The 12,854-nt window shown below is 42.4% G+C and carries 26 protein-coding genes; 21 read left to right on the forward strand and 5 right to left on the reverse strand.

Annotated elements, in window-relative coordinates:
- Positions 1–5 precede the first annotated feature (5 nt).
- From N473_RS25530 to N473_RS25545, 4 genes are read right to left on the reverse strand one after another with little or no spacing between them, the layout of a single operon-like run.
- Positions 6–212, reverse strand: a complete 207-nt coding sequence (locus N473_RS25530; protein WP_063370394.1) for a TraR/DksA C4-type zinc finger protein — start codon at positions 210–212, stop codon at positions 6–8.
- Entirely contained in the window at positions 205–636 is a 432-nt protein-coding gene (locus tag N473_RS25535; RefSeq protein ID WP_063370395.1) for a 3TM-type holin, read from the reverse strand. Before N473_RS25535 ends, N473_RS25530 begins: the two co-directional genes overlap by 8 nt.
- On the reverse strand, positions 633–893 hold the full coding sequence (locus N473_RS25540; RefSeq protein ID WP_063370396.1) for a hypothetical protein: 261 nt from the start codon (positions 891–893) through the stop codon (positions 633–635). Before N473_RS25540 ends, N473_RS25535 begins: the two co-directional genes overlap by 4 nt.
- Entirely contained in the window at positions 886–1,476 is a 591-nt protein-coding gene (locus N473_RS25545; RefSeq protein WP_081221451.1) for a glycoside hydrolase family 108 protein, read from the reverse strand. Before N473_RS25545 ends, N473_RS25540 begins: the two co-directional genes overlap by 8 nt.
- A 382-nt stretch (positions 1,477–1,858) precedes the next feature.
- Between N473_RS25545 and N473_RS25550 the strand changes: the two genes are divergently transcribed.
- Genes N473_RS25550 through N473_RS25560 form a run of 3 tightly spaced genes read left to right on the forward strand, consistent with a single transcriptional unit; the run spans position 1,859 to position 2,954 of the window.
- Positions 1,859–2,119 (forward strand): hypothetical protein, encoded by a 261-nt coding sequence (locus N473_RS25550; RefSeq protein ID WP_063370397.1) that lies wholly within the window; start codon positions 1,859–1,861, stop codon positions 2,117–2,119.
- Between the two features lie 18 nt (positions 2,120–2,137).
- Positions 2,138–2,650, forward strand: a complete 513-nt coding sequence (locus tag N473_RS25555; protein WP_063370398.1) for a hypothetical protein — start codon at positions 2,138–2,140, stop codon at positions 2,648–2,650.
- The gene (locus N473_RS25560) at positions 2,643–2,954 is read left to right on the forward strand and encodes a hypothetical protein (RefSeq protein WP_063370399.1); all 312 of its coding nucleotides are present in this window, start codon (positions 2,643–2,645) and stop codon (positions 2,952–2,954) included. The genes N473_RS25555 and N473_RS25560 overlap by 8 nt, the downstream gene beginning before the upstream one ends.
- A gap of 2 nt (positions 2,955–2,956) precedes the next feature.
- Here the strand turns inward: N473_RS25560 and N473_RS25565 are convergent, their stop codons facing one another.
- Positions 2,957–3,355 (reverse strand): helix-turn-helix domain-containing protein, encoded by a 399-nt coding sequence (locus N473_RS25565; RefSeq protein ID WP_063370400.1) that lies wholly within the window; start codon positions 3,353–3,355, stop codon positions 2,957–2,959.
- 125 nt (positions 3,356–3,480) lie between these two features.
- Between N473_RS25565 and N473_RS25570 the strand changes: the two genes are divergently transcribed.
- The 18 genes from N473_RS25570 to N473_RS25650 are packed head-to-tail and all read left to right on the forward strand — an operon-like array spanning position 3,481 to position 12,629.
- Entirely contained in the window at positions 3,481–3,747 is a 267-nt protein-coding gene (locus N473_RS25570; RefSeq protein WP_063370401.1) for a helix-turn-helix domain-containing protein, read from the forward strand.
- An 11-nt stretch (positions 3,748–3,758) separates the two neighbouring features.
- On the forward strand, positions 3,759–3,977 hold the full coding sequence (locus N473_RS25575) for a hypothetical protein (protein ID WP_063370402.1): 219 nt from the start codon (positions 3,759–3,761) through the stop codon (positions 3,975–3,977).
- Between the two features lie 5 nt (positions 3,978–3,982).
- Positions 3,983–4,288: a hypothetical protein gene (locus tag N473_RS25580; protein WP_063370403.1), complete on the forward strand. Its 306-nt coding sequence runs from the start codon at positions 3,983–3,985 to the stop codon at positions 4,286–4,288.
- 36 nt (positions 4,289–4,324) lie between these two features.
- Positions 4,325–4,759 (forward strand): hypothetical protein, encoded by a 435-nt coding sequence (locus N473_RS25585; RefSeq protein ID WP_155735742.1) that lies wholly within the window; start codon positions 4,325–4,327, stop codon positions 4,757–4,759.
- Positions 4,760–4,769: 10 nt separating this feature from the next.
- The gene (locus tag N473_RS26425; protein ID WP_155735743.1) at positions 4,770–4,928 is read left to right on the forward strand and encodes a hypothetical protein; all 159 of its coding nucleotides are present in this window, start codon (positions 4,770–4,772) and stop codon (positions 4,926–4,928) included.
- On the forward strand, positions 4,925–5,170 hold the full coding sequence (locus N473_RS25590) for a hypothetical protein (RefSeq protein WP_063370405.1): 246 nt from the start codon (positions 4,925–4,927) through the stop codon (positions 5,168–5,170). Before N473_RS26425 ends, N473_RS25590 begins: the two co-directional genes overlap by 4 nt.
- Positions 5,167–5,475 carry a MarR family transcriptional regulator gene (locus N473_RS25595; RefSeq protein WP_063370406.1) on the forward strand — a complete coding sequence of 103 codons (309 nt, stop codon included), beginning with the start codon at positions 5,167–5,169 and terminating at the stop codon, positions 5,473–5,475. The genes N473_RS25590 and N473_RS25595 overlap by 4 nt, the downstream gene beginning before the upstream one ends.
- Complete coding sequence (locus N473_RS25600) at positions 5,472–6,389, forward strand: hypothetical protein (protein WP_063370407.1); 918 nt, start codon at positions 5,472–5,474, stop codon at positions 6,387–6,389. Before N473_RS25595 ends, N473_RS25600 begins: the two co-directional genes overlap by 4 nt.
- Positions 6,386–8,179 (forward strand): DDE-type integrase/transposase/recombinase, encoded by a 1,794-nt coding sequence (locus tag N473_RS25605; RefSeq protein WP_063370408.1) that lies wholly within the window; start codon positions 6,386–6,388, stop codon positions 8,177–8,179. Before N473_RS25600 ends, N473_RS25605 begins: the two co-directional genes overlap by 4 nt.
- Before the next feature lie 3 nt (positions 8,180–8,182).
- The gene (locus N473_RS25610) at positions 8,183–9,334 is read left to right on the forward strand and encodes an ExeA family protein (protein ID WP_063370409.1); all 1,152 of its coding nucleotides are present in this window, start codon (positions 8,183–8,185) and stop codon (positions 9,332–9,334) included.
- A 2-nt stretch (positions 9,335–9,336) separates the two neighbouring features.
- On the forward strand, positions 9,337–9,699 hold the full coding sequence (locus N473_RS26620; protein WP_063370410.1) for a hypothetical protein: 363 nt from the start codon (positions 9,337–9,339) through the stop codon (positions 9,697–9,699).
- Positions 9,692–10,366 (forward strand): DUF2786 domain-containing protein, encoded by a 675-nt coding sequence (locus tag N473_RS25620; RefSeq protein ID WP_063370411.1) that lies wholly within the window; start codon positions 9,692–9,694, stop codon positions 10,364–10,366. The genes N473_RS26620 and N473_RS25620 overlap by 8 nt, the downstream gene beginning before the upstream one ends.
- A gap of 4 nt (positions 10,367–10,370) precedes the next feature.
- The gene (locus N473_RS25625) at positions 10,371–10,988 is read left to right on the forward strand and encodes a DUF3164 family protein (RefSeq protein ID WP_155735744.1); all 618 of its coding nucleotides are present in this window, start codon (positions 10,371–10,373) and stop codon (positions 10,986–10,988) included.
- 11 nt (positions 10,989–10,999) lie between these two features.
- Positions 11,000–11,629: a gp16 family protein gene (locus tag N473_RS25630; RefSeq protein WP_063370412.1), complete on the forward strand. Its 630-nt coding sequence runs from the start codon at positions 11,000–11,002 to the stop codon at positions 11,627–11,629.
- A complete protein-coding gene (locus N473_RS25635) occupies positions 11,622–12,011 on the forward strand; it encodes a Mor transcription activator family protein (protein ID WP_063370413.1) in 390 nt (129 codons plus the stop codon). Before N473_RS25630 ends, N473_RS25635 begins: the two co-directional genes overlap by 8 nt.
- Positions 12,008–12,229 (forward strand): hypothetical protein, encoded by a 222-nt coding sequence (locus N473_RS25640; protein ID WP_063370414.1) that lies wholly within the window; start codon positions 12,008–12,010, stop codon positions 12,227–12,229. The genes N473_RS25635 and N473_RS25640 overlap by 4 nt, the downstream gene beginning before the upstream one ends.
- Positions 12,216–12,410 carry a hypothetical protein gene (locus N473_RS25645; RefSeq protein WP_063370415.1) on the forward strand — a complete coding sequence of 65 codons (195 nt, stop codon included), beginning with the start codon at positions 12,216–12,218 and terminating at the stop codon, positions 12,408–12,410. Before N473_RS25640 ends, N473_RS25645 begins: the two co-directional genes overlap by 14 nt.
- 9 nt (positions 12,411–12,419) lie before the next feature.
- Positions 12,420–12,629 (forward strand): hypothetical protein, encoded by a 210-nt coding sequence (locus tag N473_RS25650; RefSeq protein ID WP_063370416.1) that lies wholly within the window; start codon positions 12,420–12,422, stop codon positions 12,627–12,629.
- Positions 12,630–12,854: the final 225 nt, after the last annotated feature.

Raw genomic sequence — 12,854 nt, forward strand, 5'->3', positions numbered from 1 at the left:
GAACCCTATGCCTTGGCTTCTATTCGCTGCTGACAGTCAATACATGTGCGGCAGTTGTGAATTGCTTTACGACGTGCTTCAGATATGTGTGCACCACACTCGACACATTCAGACAAGTCAACATCAGGCCCATCAAACAACGTCCGATGCTGCGCCAATTTGTGTTGAATTGCGTGCTCAATATCAATCTGTGCTTTATCTGCATCATCCATTTTTATTCCCTAAGTTCTGAATTGATTGTTTTATCTGTGGCGCGGCTTTTTCTACTGTGCGGCCAATCACGTAGCCGCCTATGCCTAGTTGCAGCAGTTCCCAAGCTTGTTCGCTTAGCCTAAATGCCAGCACGCCGAATGAGTCCAGTACAATGAGTGTTAGAAATGTGAGCATGGTGATTGGTCGCCAGTTACGCTGTAGCCTACTTTCGCCCTTGGCCTCAGCAACAATGACCTGTTGCTGGGCGTTTACAACTTGGCTTTGTAAATCGAGAATACGGGTTCTCAAATCCAGCTCATTCTTGTGGCGCTCGTTTTCCACTTTGAGCAATTCGCTCTTGAGTTGCTGACGCTCCTCATCGGTTGTAATAAAGTCATCTATCAGCGCCAGAACTGTGGACCCTATACCTAGCCACTTACTCATAAATCACGCTCCCCAAAATACTCATGTAAATGCTGACGAACATTCATATATGTTTGGTTGTTATCTAACTTCAGTCTGACATCTGTTTCGCTAACAGAGCGCCAGCCTTTCTCAAACTGTGATTGCATGGTGCCATCGAGTGAGTGAATAGGGATTGCGCCTTTATCAAATTGCAGCCCTAACTTGTGGGCTGCCAGCTCCGCTTCTATTCGCTTTCTGCGACCTTGTTGTCGGCTCCAGTCCCAATTGCTACCCATGAGAAACCTCTTGGTAACAGCATTGCGCAATATGGCTTATGCGGTTATACCAACCACGTAGGTTTGCAATTTGGCTTGTGTCATCAACAGCGATTCGGGCATATCTATAACTGCGGCTGCTGAGTAAAAGAGTGATAAATTCAGGGGGTAGAACACCAAGGCATGCTTTTAACGTGCGAGGTCCGTTAAGGCCATCCACTTTGGCTCCTGCTGCTTTTTGAGCTATCCGTGTCATAGCATCAACGCCATGTTGTACCGCGCCATCAAATAGGATGAGTGCTGCACCTGGATTTAGTTCATCGCACTGCATTGGCTCCCAGTAGTCGCGGTAGTAAAGCCGTATGGCTTGGTGAATTTCCAGCGCTTCAATATTGATACGAGGGTATGCATTTTGGCTAATCCCGAACTTTGTAAGGCCGCCACGGTCTGATGCAATATTGTTTAATCCTCCGTCATCTTTCAGGCCGCCCTCTAGATAGAGCACTGTTAAAACACTGCGGCAAAAAGCTTCGCTGTATTGCCGTAGTGCAGCGGCTATTTCTGGCTGGGTTCTGTAATGTTCAATTTGTTGAGGTGTCAGCATTGTTGACGCTCCGTTGCGTTTTGAGCATAGAGTGCCGCGAATGCGAGATTGAGTATTTTAAACTGGATTAAAAAAGAGCAGTTCAAATTGAAAACAGTTTGTTAAACCCAATTGGGCAGTTTTATGAAAAAAATAATAACCCAATAGGGGTGCTTACCAATAAAGCTATATATTTTGTACGAATTTAAGCCAAATAAATTAACTAAACACTTCACTTACGCTAAAGTGAAGTGTTAGTATCACGTTAATGAAATGGAGTTTTCTTTATGGTGTTGGCAAGGAGAGATCAATATAGATCCCTCCGGTGGTTTTTAATTCAGTTTAAAATAAACCACAGCTAATGATGTTATCCTCTGCACTCTATTTCAAAAGGAGTAATAACATGCACTACAAAAAATTGAATAATCTTGCATCTAACCTATTGTCCAAGGTTGTAGGTGGCTCAGCAGGTGGTGGCGGTGGTAATGAACCTCAAATTTCACCACTGAATGGCAGCGGAAATGATCCTATAACTATTTCTCATCAATTACCTGAAAACGAACTTCGTAAGGTATTGGGGGGTAATGGTAGTGGTAACGATCCTGGTTCAAAGCCTGCTAGAGCATATCAACAATTATCTCATTTCTTTTTAACTAAGCCTTAGTGGTTAACGAGTAGTCTTATGTTCCCTGAGTATATAAACAAATTGCACGAATTAAATACATGGATATGGCTTTTATCAATAATTGCGCCGACAGCTATGTACTTTTTGAAAGCTGGTTCACAATCCTATTTCATAGGAGCAGGTGTATGGATTGTGTCTCAGTTTATTAATTTACGAATTGAGCCATATTTGAGCCAGTTTGTAGATGAATCTCGTGATCATTTAGTTTATTGGTACGGAACATGGGCTGCGATAAATGCTTTGTGTATCTTTGCAATATATCTTGCCCACTTGCGACGTAACGTTGCAGTGGGGTTCACAAGTATCAGTATTATGTTTGCTTATGCTGGTCTTTTTCTATTGCAATTGATACGGCATCTCGAACTTGAGATCACTGGTACAAATTATTTTTCAAAAACTTATACGATTGGAATCAATACAGGTAATGTGGTTATTACGTTACTCATATCAGCCCCATTACTTGTATACATATGGAAATATAAGCTTCGTCAAAGGAATCAAAATGTTTAGCACTTTATATTTCATTACCTTACTAGTATTTATATTTATGATCATCAGAGATGCAACTTTTTTAAGAGGTGGCCCAAAAGACTATGCATCTAGTGAGGCTGAAACCCGACACCATTTAGGCAATAAGGCCTTCACTTTAATGATTAGAAGAAAGAATATAGAGCGAATGGCAGACAGCACTAAGAAGTACGAAGCGTTGGTTCAATGGAATGAAGACGTTGAGACCTTCTATGAGTTATGCGATGAGTTGGTCGAATCTAGTAATAAATCTCAAAATTTAATCAAATTTCCAATAGTGAAGTGAAATCACTTCACTATTGTTTTTTTCTCAGTAACTTCTGTATCTCTAGCTTTCCCAGCTTCTTTTTTGAGGCTATATAAAGCCATCTTTACTAAATCATCTACGTTGGCATTGTCTGCTTTTATTAGTAGCCCTAGCTCTGCTGTATTGAACAAAAAAGACTGGATTGCCTTTGAGAAATCTTCCTCAGAATAGCATTGCGTATCTGTAGCACTTTTCGTTCCATTAACAACAAATAGAATATCGAAGCCTATCTGTGCAAGCTCGTTCAATTTATCTGATGGTATGGGCTTGCCGTTTTTCTCCCAACGAACATATGTAGCAATCCCTACACCTAATTTTTCAGCAACTTCTGGCTGTGTCATGTTCAATCGGTCACGCTCAACTCTAAGATTGGTAATCATATTTGATAATAAACCTATTGACAGTTATCAAATATGATAACTATACTTGAGTTAACAGTTAACTAAACCTTAAGTCCACGTCCGCCAAAACGAAACTTAAGGTAAACCAATTGAGGTAATGTACTATGAAAGCCATTGAAATAAAACACGCCCTTTCAAAAAAAGGCCTGAATTTATCTATGATTGCAGAGGCCTTAGAGGTCAAACGTTCCGCTGTTTCGAATGTAGTCAACGGAAAATCCAAGTCACACCGAATTGCTCAAGCAATCTCCAAAGTTATTGATAAGCCCTTAAAAGAAGTTTTTCCGGAGTATCCAAACTTACCAGTTTTGAGAGGTGAGCAACGCACTCAGGAAGTTATGCAACTCCGTGAACAATTACTTGCTTCTTAAGGAGATAACTCATGTATATCTTTAATCAATCACAGCCTATTACTACAGCAATAGCCAAGTCTATTTTGTTATCAACTCAAAGCCCTAGTGGGCATCAGCTTGTATGTTCAAACGTCGCTGATTCAATTTCGCGTGCTGCGCTAGGTGATTCCGCCAGCCATTCAACAGCATCAGAGCACTCATGTTCGTGTCATGCTGTTCCATGTCGTCAATTGACCGATCAAGGCTAGGGATCATGCAAGCTGCAATATCTGGAGTAAGCGATTCTGCAAGCGCTGTAATTAAGGAGTTTATAGCGGCTGCTGTGTCAAAGAGCGTATCTATAGAGTTATCTATGTCGTTCATGGTTTTTACTCTGATTAATCGTGATTTATGTCATTGCACAGTTAAAGGACTAATAAATGTGCCACCCATGTTTTCCGTTAACAAAAGCATAAGCGCGAATGCAGCAAAAGGCACGGCAATAATAACGGCAATTTTTGCCGCGATTTTTGCCAAAGTTGTATTAATTGTAGGAACAAATAAAAACAGGTGGCAGTAGATGTTTTGTAAACAGTCTCATGTGGAGAATAACAGTATGTTGAACTCAGAATTTGCGCCCAATTGTGATGCCTCTTTGATGCTGATGGCCGCAATAAAACGCACCATTGATTCTAGCTCGCACTCGCGCCCGTCCATCGTTGACCGGATGAATGAAGCATTAGGGGGTAAAAAAACAATTACCATAGATATGCTTAACAAATGGGTCAGCGCGGGATCTGATAGAAAAATGCCCGCAGAATATTTGACAGCGTTTTGCTGGGCAACTCAAAGCACATTACCGTTTGAAGTACTTTTACAACCAATTGACTTTATACCAGTTGATGAACGTGGTGCGTCGCTTCAGCGAGCTGCTGAATTGATATTACAGTCCACTCAGTTACAAAGAAAGGCAGAGGGTATGTTTGCCGAGATTACAGCTCAAAACCCCAGCCAAACAATAACCAACCAAGTAACACCAATCCAACCCTAGAGAGGCAAATATGAGACATATCAAAGACCAAGTTGCGCTCAAAATTCGTGAAAATAGGTGTGAGAGGAACCATTGGCAAGCAGTGAACTATGCAAAACCAACAACTCGGCTAATGAGCATGGCGCAATTGCAAGAGATGGCAAACCGCACAGCTGGAGGTGCGCTATGAGCATGACATTCAAAGATGTAAAACAGTCAGCGGTGGCAATTGAGTTTGGACAGCCGCGTCTGAAATGTGATTGCTGCAAACGCATTGATCGCCCTTTACACACTGGAATTACGCAAACAGATTGGCTGAAAGCAGCTAACGCTGTTGGTTGGCGACACGTAACACATGAGGCATTTGACTTTGATTCAGTATGCCCAACGTGTGTTGCTGAGTTTACGGCAGAAGTTAAGGAGGCGGTATGAGCAATTATTCATCGCCACAAATTCAACGCACCCTTGTAGCTATCGAGTTAATGGCTGGTCATGAAGTATATGGGATTGAGCCAAAGGCACTGGCTGAGCAATTAGGGTGTAAAGGCCCAGAAGTAACTCGATTACTAGCAAATCTGCGAGAGGCTGGCTGGGCAGAACCGCTGCGCAATGACAACCAGCGCTGGCGATTAAACAAAAAGCCAGTGACCATTTGTAATAAAGTAGCTCACAGCTTCACGACTGCGATTAGAGACTTACAAATAGAGCACACCGAATACAGTGGGGTGACAGTATGAGTAAGACTGATACAGCGGCATTGATCGATGCGAAAGTGGCCCAAGGTGAGACCCTTGCTTCGATGCAAGATGTCTTGATGCAACTAGGACAGATTCAAGCATTCAATTTTGTTGGCAGACTCGTAACTGTTACGGAATTGAAGATTGCCCAAAAAATCAAAGAAACCAAGAGTTATAAGGGTCTTACGTATCGTGATGATTCTGGTAATTCCGTAACGGTTACGACTTGGGAAGATTGTTGTAAGCATATACTCAAAACTGATGTTCAAAATATTGATAATCGTTTGCGTAACTTACAACAATTTGGTGAGGAGTTCTTTGAACAAGCCCAAAAGATGAAATTGGGCTACAGGGACTTACGTGCTTTACGTCAGTTACCAGAAGAAGACCAAGCAATAGTCATAGAGTCTGAGGCGGTCGATTCCGGCGATAAAGAAGCAGTTAAAGAACTAATCGATGAACTTAAAGACAAGCACAATCAGGAGACAACAAAACTAAAAACAGAATTAGATGCGTCAGACCGAATGCTCAAAGCATCACGTAAAACATCGACAGAAAAAGAAGATGAACTTGTAAAGCTACGTGCAGATCTGGAAAGTAAAAAGTTTAGTTCCGAGAAGTGGAAAGGCGAGACAAAGAATTTCTTTGAAGCTTTAGCAAAAACTCAAAATCAAATCAGAGATGGTTTTAACCAGATGCTACAGCTTAGCGAGCAGTTAGAGACCATTCAAATTGATGACAAAACTTATAACGCTGCTAAATCTGCCTTTTACGCTGACAACAAAATTTTACTAACTCAGCTTGCAGGAATGTGGAACGAAATCCACCGTACCTATGGCGATTTAGACGATGCCAAGCCGTCTGGTGAGTGGCTCGTCGAGTTGGGTTTTGAAGGTACGGAGGTGATGGAATGAACGCATTATCTCTAGAATATTGGGCAGAACAACTGGACCAAGCGGGCCATGGTCAAAAAGGTGTGATACGTGAAAAAGCGTGTGAAACATTAGGGCTAAGTAAAGATGCGTTGTATCGCAGGTTGAGAAATCTCGGTTGGCAAAGTGGCAAGGCTAAACGCAGTGATGCTGGCAGCACATCAATGAGCCAAGAGTCTATTAATATGATGGTGTCATTGCTGAATCAGTCTGTCAGAGCGAATGGAAAGCGGATCATGCATGTGCCAGTGGCCAAGTCTATATTGGCTGCAAATGGCTATAAGAGTGTAAGTACTAGCCAGATCAGCCGTGTACTAGCTCGCCACAACGCCAGTATAGCTATGCTAGATAAAACTACGCCGCATGTTCAACTACGTAGTCTAGGCCCAAACCACGTACACCAGGTGGACCCATCATATTGCTTACTTTACTACCCTCCTGAGAGGAAAAACCGAAAAGTTAAAGGTGTGCGGCAATCATATATGGATGAGAGCCATTTTTATGCAAATAAGCCTGACAACATAGAAAACATTAAAAACCTACGTGTTTGGCGCTACGTGCTAACCGATCATTTTAGTGGTGCGATACGTGTTAAGTACTACCAAGCAGCAGGTGAAACTACGGCGAACCTGTTTGATTTTTTAATGTGGTGTTGGACTGTACATGAAGGTTCGGCATTTATGGGCGTGCCTGAAATGTTGGTGTGGGATAAAGGCTCTGCCAACAGCTCAAAAGCAATTAAAAATGTGCTGAAGAGTTTGCAGGTTAAATGCGAAGAACATAAAGCAGGTAGCCCACGCGCAAAAGGCAGTGTTGAAAATGGCAACGATTTAGTAGAAACCCAATTCGAAAGCCGCTTGTTAATGGAACCAGTCAACAGTGTTGAGGAGCTTAATGCGGCCGCTTGGGCATGGCAAGAAGCATACAACGCAGACAAGATTGCGGATCAAAACTGCAAGCACACACGCCACAAAATGCCGCGTTTAGATGTTTGGTTAATGATTTACAAGCCTGAATTTAAGCATCGTTTGCGCCAGTTACCAGATGAGCAAATTTGCCGCTTGTTACTTACCAAAGAAGGCGAAACCCGTAAGGTAAAAGGTGACTTAACCGTGACCTATCGCCATCCAGTTACAAAGTCACAGCTAGTTTATGACGTCTCTGAGCTTGAGCATATTCTAAACGGTATGACTGTTGAGGTTAGCCCTGTGATTGTTTGCGAGTCACCTGATTTGATGGTGGGTGTAAAAAACCCTTTGGGTGATGTTGTTTACCACCAAGTTAAGCCGCTGGAATTTGATGTTGCAGGGTTTAGGGTTGACGCTCCTGTCATCGGTGAGCGATATGCAAGCCATGCAGAAAACGCCACACAAACAGCCGTTAAAGCTGCCGACAGGTTGGCATATCCGAATATGAGCGACGAAGAGATCGAGAAAGCCAAAAAGGCCAAAGCTGCGCCATTTAACGGCAAGCTAGTTACACATTCGCACCTCAAAGACGTTGAGCACGAAACGCGGATCACACCTAAAGGTGAAACCATCCAACCAGCCAGTCCTATTGCCAAGCAAATTAAAGAATCAAAGCGTAAAGGCAAAGTTTTAGATGAGTTGGATTTGCGCATTATGGTGGCCGAGCGTTTAGGCCGCAATTTAAGACCAGCCGAAATTGATTGGTTATTACAGCAAGAAGTTGTTGAAACGGAAGTTAATGAAGTCGTTGAACAGTTGCACCGAGGGATAGCGGAGACCCCTGTGCTGAAAATATCAGGATAAACCGTGGAAAAACAAACAAAGCTCAGTGTTGTATTTGATGTGCTGAGCATCAAACAAGCCCAAGTAGTAAGGGTGTTGGCGGCAAAAGGTATTCAACTAAGCACGACAAGCCTAAGTCGCATTAAACGTAGAAACGAATGGCCCATCAATTGTGATAGGGCAAAGATTGAAAGCGAAATAAAAGACTATTTACGGGCGCATGGCGCAACTGAGGATCAACTGTCTGGTCTATTTGGTTGGTTTGAGCCTGAGCTAATTAAAAGAGATAGAGAACCGGAGGAAGATGAAATGCTAAAGGCCAAACTAAAACCTGCAACTAAAACCTTTTTTAAGATTAGACGAGACCCGTTTAATGACGAGTTTGAGTCTGTAGAAGATTTCTTCCTCACCGATTCACATCTGCAAACAATCGAAGAACTTATAGCTGCGGCCAGAGCTAATTCAATGGTCATTGTTACAGGCGAATGTGGGAGCGGTAAATCTATGATCCGTCGTTTGTTTGAGCACAAAGTAAAGGAGGAATTTACTGAAATTATGCTTATCTCTCCTAAACGACGCAATCGAAGGAAAATAACAGCCGACGGTATCTCTCGTGCACTTTGTCGCTCGCTTGGCGTAAAGCATTTAAATAACAGTGAAGACAGGGACGATGAAATTGAAAACACTCTGATTGAAAGGCATCGCAGTGGTTACAAGCATTTGCTGATTATTGATCAAGCCCAAGACCTAACCGAAGAGATGATCCGAGAACTCAAATGTCTTTGGGAAGTGACGGACGGGTTTAAGCGAGTTATAGGCATAGTGCTATTTGGTCAGCCTGAATTGAGAGAAAAAATCTCTGCACACTCAATGCGTGAATTCAGCATGCGTATAGATGATATCCGCATGAGGCCATTGGGGCTCAACGCCATTGACTACATGAAACATAAATTCACACGGATAGGGATTAACGCCGACAAAATTTTTACAGAGGAAGCATTGAGTGCTGTTCGTGGGAAGTGCTACGGAAAAGTTGGGAAAGGGATCGGTTTTGATGACGAAAAAATGGATCAAACTTATCCGCTAAATATCAATGTATGGCTTGCGCATACGTTAAATATTGCTGCAACGATTGGTGTGAAAAACATTGATGAAAAGTTTGTACATAAGGTGTAGCCATGAGTGATCACATAGAAGTAACGATCAGCGGAACCGCACAGGTTCAAATCAAAAAAACAGTAACGCTGCCAAAAGCGCAAGCTGAGGCAATGCTTGCTAGTGATGAGGCAATGCAAAGCATGTTAATTCGTCATGAGAACTTTAGCGTCAACAATTGGGAGAACATTTATAGCCACGGTAAACGAGAGTTTAGCATTGATTCTCCTGCTCCTGGCTATGTATGTGCAAATCATCTTTGTCGCTGGGTCGGCAATGAATCAGATAAAAAAGTTCCCGAAGATGGCAATGGCTCTGAGGCTGTTTGCCCTAAATGCAAAGGTAATCGATTTTACAAAGTTCAGCAGGTGGTGCCCCGTGGATAAACGTATTTTAAGCAAGATTAAGCGGTGTTTAGCATTGGCTAAATCTGCAACTAACGAGCATGAAGCCGCAGCAGCGATGCGTTCAGCACAGGCACTTATGGAGAAGCATCGAATTAGTATCCATGATGTTGGCTTTGCTGACATTGATGAACAACGCACGGTGTGCGGTGTTAATCGTGTTGTAAGGTATCAAGCAATGTTTATAAACCTCATTGAGAGAGCATTTGGTGTTGATTCGTTCATACAACAAACGTTCTCTCAAAGTGAGATCCGTTTTATTGGAATTGCACCTCAGCCTGAGCTAGCAAGCTATTGTTGGGACGTAATGTGGGCAAAGCTAAAAGCTGATCGAGCAAAGTACGTTCAGCAGCAATCCAACCGTTGTAAGCGTAGTACCAAGATAGCTCGAGGAGACAGATTTGCCGAAGGCTGGGTTATTTCTATCTATGAGCAAGTTTCTCAATTCGCCCGTACAGACACAGAAAACCAGCTTATTGAAGCTTACAAAACACGCCACTATCCAGATTTGGCGAAACGCAGCGGCACAAATCGAAGTAAAAAAGCCAATGTTGGTAATGCAATTATTGATGGCATTAAGGCTGGCAAAAAACACTCAATCAACCGCCCGTTAAATGGCGATTCTCAACGTAAACTAGCAGTAAGGTGAAGTAATGGAACAGGAATTTTTATTTAATAGCCGTGGTTACAAAGTCCCCGTAAGCAAGGTAACAGATAGTGACAAGGCACAAAATGCAATGGTCATTAAGCTGGTTCAACGAGCAAAACAACTGAGCTTGGAGCATGACGAATTCAAACGTAGTGTTTATTCACAAGTGAATGACTTTATTGCAGATATGGCCCATAGCTACGACGTTGAGATAGGCGGTAAAAAGGGCAATATCACTTTGACATCTTATGATGGAAAAAGCCGCGTTAAAGTTGGAGTTGCGGATAATATTAGTTTCGGGCCAGAAATCTTGGTTGCAAAAGAGTTGTTTTTAGGCGTGGTAAATGGGTTGCTGGACCAGCTTGATGATGAAGCTCAGCTCATTAAAGATATTGTGATGAATGCATTTGAGACTGATAAAGAGGGCCAATACAGCAAGACGAAAATAATGGAATTGCGCAGTAAATATCGTTACAGCCACAAGTCAGATGATTGGGCGGCTGGAATGCAAGCGATTGATGACGCATTTATCTTTGGCTCTACCAAAACATACGTCCTATTTCATGAACGAAATGAGTTAGGTGCATGGGTTCAGATCCCCTTGGTCAGTAAATCTTTATAAAGGTGGTATCAATGAAAATGAATAAATCACGCTATATACAGTTGATCCACATCGGCAAAGGTCAACTGAATTGGGATGACGAACTATATAGAAGCAACCTGATTGCATTGACTAAAAAGAATAGCTGTTTAGATATGTCAGTCGTTGAGCTGAACAAAGTACTGGAGTTCATGAAATCAAAAGGATTTAAGCCAGTTTCAGTAAAGGGCAAGCACTCGCCAAAAACTCGGGACAAAGTAGTTCATTCACCTATTGATAAACTGCGCCAGCTTTGGATAGCGATGAAATCACGTGGCTATTTGCGAGATGGCTCAGACGACGCGCTTTTGGTATGGAGTAAAGACCAGGCCAAACGATTAAACCACAATGTGCCGATAGACCGTTTAGAGTGGCTTAAACCAACCATGCTGCATCATCTAATCGAGCAGCTAAAAGCCTGGTACAAACGCAAGCTGATTGAAGATGTCAAAGAACTAACACCCGACCTACGAAAGCTGAAATTAGATAGGCATGACAGCTATCAAGCTCAGAAAGTTTATGAACTGGGAGAACTAAGCAAATGCACCATTGAGCAGTTAGAAGAATCTGCGAGTTTTATCGGGTTGATGCTTGGCAAGTACGAGGGTGGAAATAATGTCTGAATACGGCAAAGCGACTGATAGAGGTGACGGTATGTTGCTTTCAATTTTCGAAGTTGTTACGCGAACTACATCAAGCGCACTGGGTGAAGATAAAGCAGCTGAGTTAGGCCGTGCTGTTATTGATAGGGTTAGACACACTTTTGGCGGTGAGGTTGTTTATGTATGCCAAGGGCGCTCAATAGATGCAACTTTACAGGGTAACAAAATGTGGGCTGAGTTTACGGGCAATAACCATATTGAGTTGTCCAAAAAGTACGGCTGTTCTGTTCAGTGGGTTTATAAAACAGTGAGCACGATGACCAAGTTAAAACGTGATGAAAACCAAGCAGATTTGTTTGATTCTAGCAAAGGCCAAGGCCCAAAGCCCAGGGGGATTGTATGAAGCTAAAACGAAACGTCGCGGTGATGATCATAACATGTGCACTATGTTCAGTTGCTGTCGCATCATGTAACCCTGTTGAAGTTGAGCAGGAACCAAGAGGGCGAAATGGAGGGCCATCATACCCGCCAATAGCCCCAGAATCTAATTGGTCATTTGTTGATTTAATAGACCGTGTTTTATGTAAAGAAGAAGAGGTAAATAACAGTGAAGGACAATAACTTTTTAAATCAGCAGGCTGACAATTTGATTGCGCATTTTCTCAAACATAGCGATTGTAAAACTCAGCAAGAGACCATTGAAGCAACACAGATCATAATTAATAGGGCTGAAGTTACACAGAAAGATTTTGGCTCTGATTGGCAGGGCTCTCAAGCCAGTTCACCAAAAGCGATTAATTGAGGGGGTGTTATGTCTAATACAATTAAATATGATGAATTGTCTGTGGACCACGAAGCGGTAAAAGCAGGCCATGCAATGGTTGATTTATATGAACAGCATTCGACAATATATCCGGCTATTTCTGAAATTAAAAAGCAGTACCCTAATTTGTCTAATGATGTAATTATAGCCCTATGGATAGGCATGAATGCATATTGCTGTCCAGTGAGTAGCGACTAGCGATTGAAATGCGGCGAGATTTTTTGACCGCCGCATATTTCAAATAATGAAATGGTGTTTTAAATAATGTCTCACTCAATCCCGAGTTCTCCCGCATATTCCCGCAGTTTTCGCACAATTACCTATTTAGTTTTCGTACATTAGATCACGCTGCTGAGGGACTGGATTTAAAAGGAGTAAAGGGCAAAACCTGTGAAGGTTGCCCCCTTCACCTTGCGCTTATCG

Source organism: Pseudoalteromonas luteoviolacea CPMOR-1 (assembly GCF_001625685.1).
GTDB classification, from domain to species: domain Bacteria; phylum Pseudomonadota; class Gammaproteobacteria; order Enterobacterales; family Alteromonadaceae; genus Pseudoalteromonas; species Pseudoalteromonas luteoviolacea_K.

Excerpts from the sequence above, each read along its gene's own strand:
- N473_RS25530 (WP_063370394.1), bottom strand. The coding sequence starts at position 212 with ATGGATGATGCAGATAAAGCACAGATTGATATTGAGCACGCAATTCAA.
- N473_RS25535 (WP_063370395.1), bottom strand. The coding sequence starts at position 636 with ATGAGTAAGTGGCTAGGTATAGGGTCCACAGTTCTGGCGCTGATAGAT.
- N473_RS25540 (WP_063370396.1), bottom strand. The coding sequence starts at position 893 with ATGGGTAGCAATTGGGACTGGAGCCGACAACAAGGTCGCAGAAAGCGA.
- N473_RS25545 (WP_081221451.1), bottom strand. The coding sequence starts at position 1,476 with ATGCTGACACCTCAACAAATTGAACATTACAGAACCCAGCCAGAAATA.
- N473_RS25550 (WP_063370397.1), top strand. The coding sequence starts at position 1,859 with ATGCACTACAAAAAATTGAATAATCTTGCATCTAACCTATTGTCCAAG.
- N473_RS25555 (WP_063370398.1), top strand. The coding sequence starts at position 2,138 with ATGTTCCCTGAGTATATAAACAAATTGCACGAATTAAATACATGGATA.
- N473_RS25560 (WP_063370399.1), top strand. The coding sequence starts at position 2,643 with ATGTTTAGCACTTTATATTTCATTACCTTACTAGTATTTATATTTATG.
- N473_RS25565 (WP_063370400.1), bottom strand. The coding sequence starts at position 3,355 with ATGATTACCAATCTTAGAGTTGAGCGTGACCGATTGAACATGACACAG.
- N473_RS25570 (WP_063370401.1), top strand. The coding sequence starts at position 3,481 with ATGAAAGCCATTGAAATAAAACACGCCCTTTCAAAAAAAGGCCTGAAT.
- N473_RS25575 (WP_063370402.1), top strand. The coding sequence starts at position 3,759 with ATGTATATCTTTAATCAATCACAGCCTATTACTACAGCAATAGCCAAG.
- N473_RS25580 (WP_063370403.1), top strand. The coding sequence starts at position 3,983 with ATGCAAGCTGCAATATCTGGAGTAAGCGATTCTGCAAGCGCTGTAATT.
- N473_RS25585 (WP_155735742.1), top strand. The coding sequence starts at position 4,325 with ATGTTGAACTCAGAATTTGCGCCCAATTGTGATGCCTCTTTGATGCTG.
- N473_RS26425 (WP_155735743.1), top strand. The coding sequence starts at position 4,770 with ATGAGACATATCAAAGACCAAGTTGCGCTCAAAATTCGTGAAAATAGG.
- N473_RS25590 (WP_063370405.1), top strand. The coding sequence starts at position 4,925 with ATGAGCATGACATTCAAAGATGTAAAACAGTCAGCGGTGGCAATTGAG.
- N473_RS25595 (WP_063370406.1), top strand. The coding sequence starts at position 5,167 with ATGAGCAATTATTCATCGCCACAAATTCAACGCACCCTTGTAGCTATC.
- N473_RS25600 (WP_063370407.1), top strand. The coding sequence starts at position 5,472 with ATGAGTAAGACTGATACAGCGGCATTGATCGATGCGAAAGTGGCCCAA.
- N473_RS25605 (WP_063370408.1), top strand. The coding sequence starts at position 6,386 with ATGAACGCATTATCTCTAGAATATTGGGCAGAACAACTGGACCAAGCG.
- N473_RS26620 (WP_063370410.1), top strand. The coding sequence starts at position 9,337 with ATGAGTGATCACATAGAAGTAACGATCAGCGGAACCGCACAGGTTCAA.
- N473_RS25625 (WP_155735744.1), top strand. The coding sequence starts at position 10,371 with ATGGAACAGGAATTTTTATTTAATAGCCGTGGTTACAAAGTCCCCGTA.
- N473_RS25630 (WP_063370412.1), top strand. The coding sequence starts at position 11,000 with ATGAAAATGAATAAATCACGCTATATACAGTTGATCCACATCGGCAAA.
- N473_RS25635 (WP_063370413.1), top strand. The coding sequence starts at position 11,622 with ATGTCTGAATACGGCAAAGCGACTGATAGAGGTGACGGTATGTTGCTT.
- N473_RS25640 (WP_063370414.1), top strand. The coding sequence starts at position 12,008 with ATGAAGCTAAAACGAAACGTCGCGGTGATGATCATAACATGTGCACTA.
- N473_RS25650 (WP_063370416.1), top strand. The coding sequence starts at position 12,420 with ATGTCTAATACAATTAAATATGATGAATTGTCTGTGGACCACGAAGCG.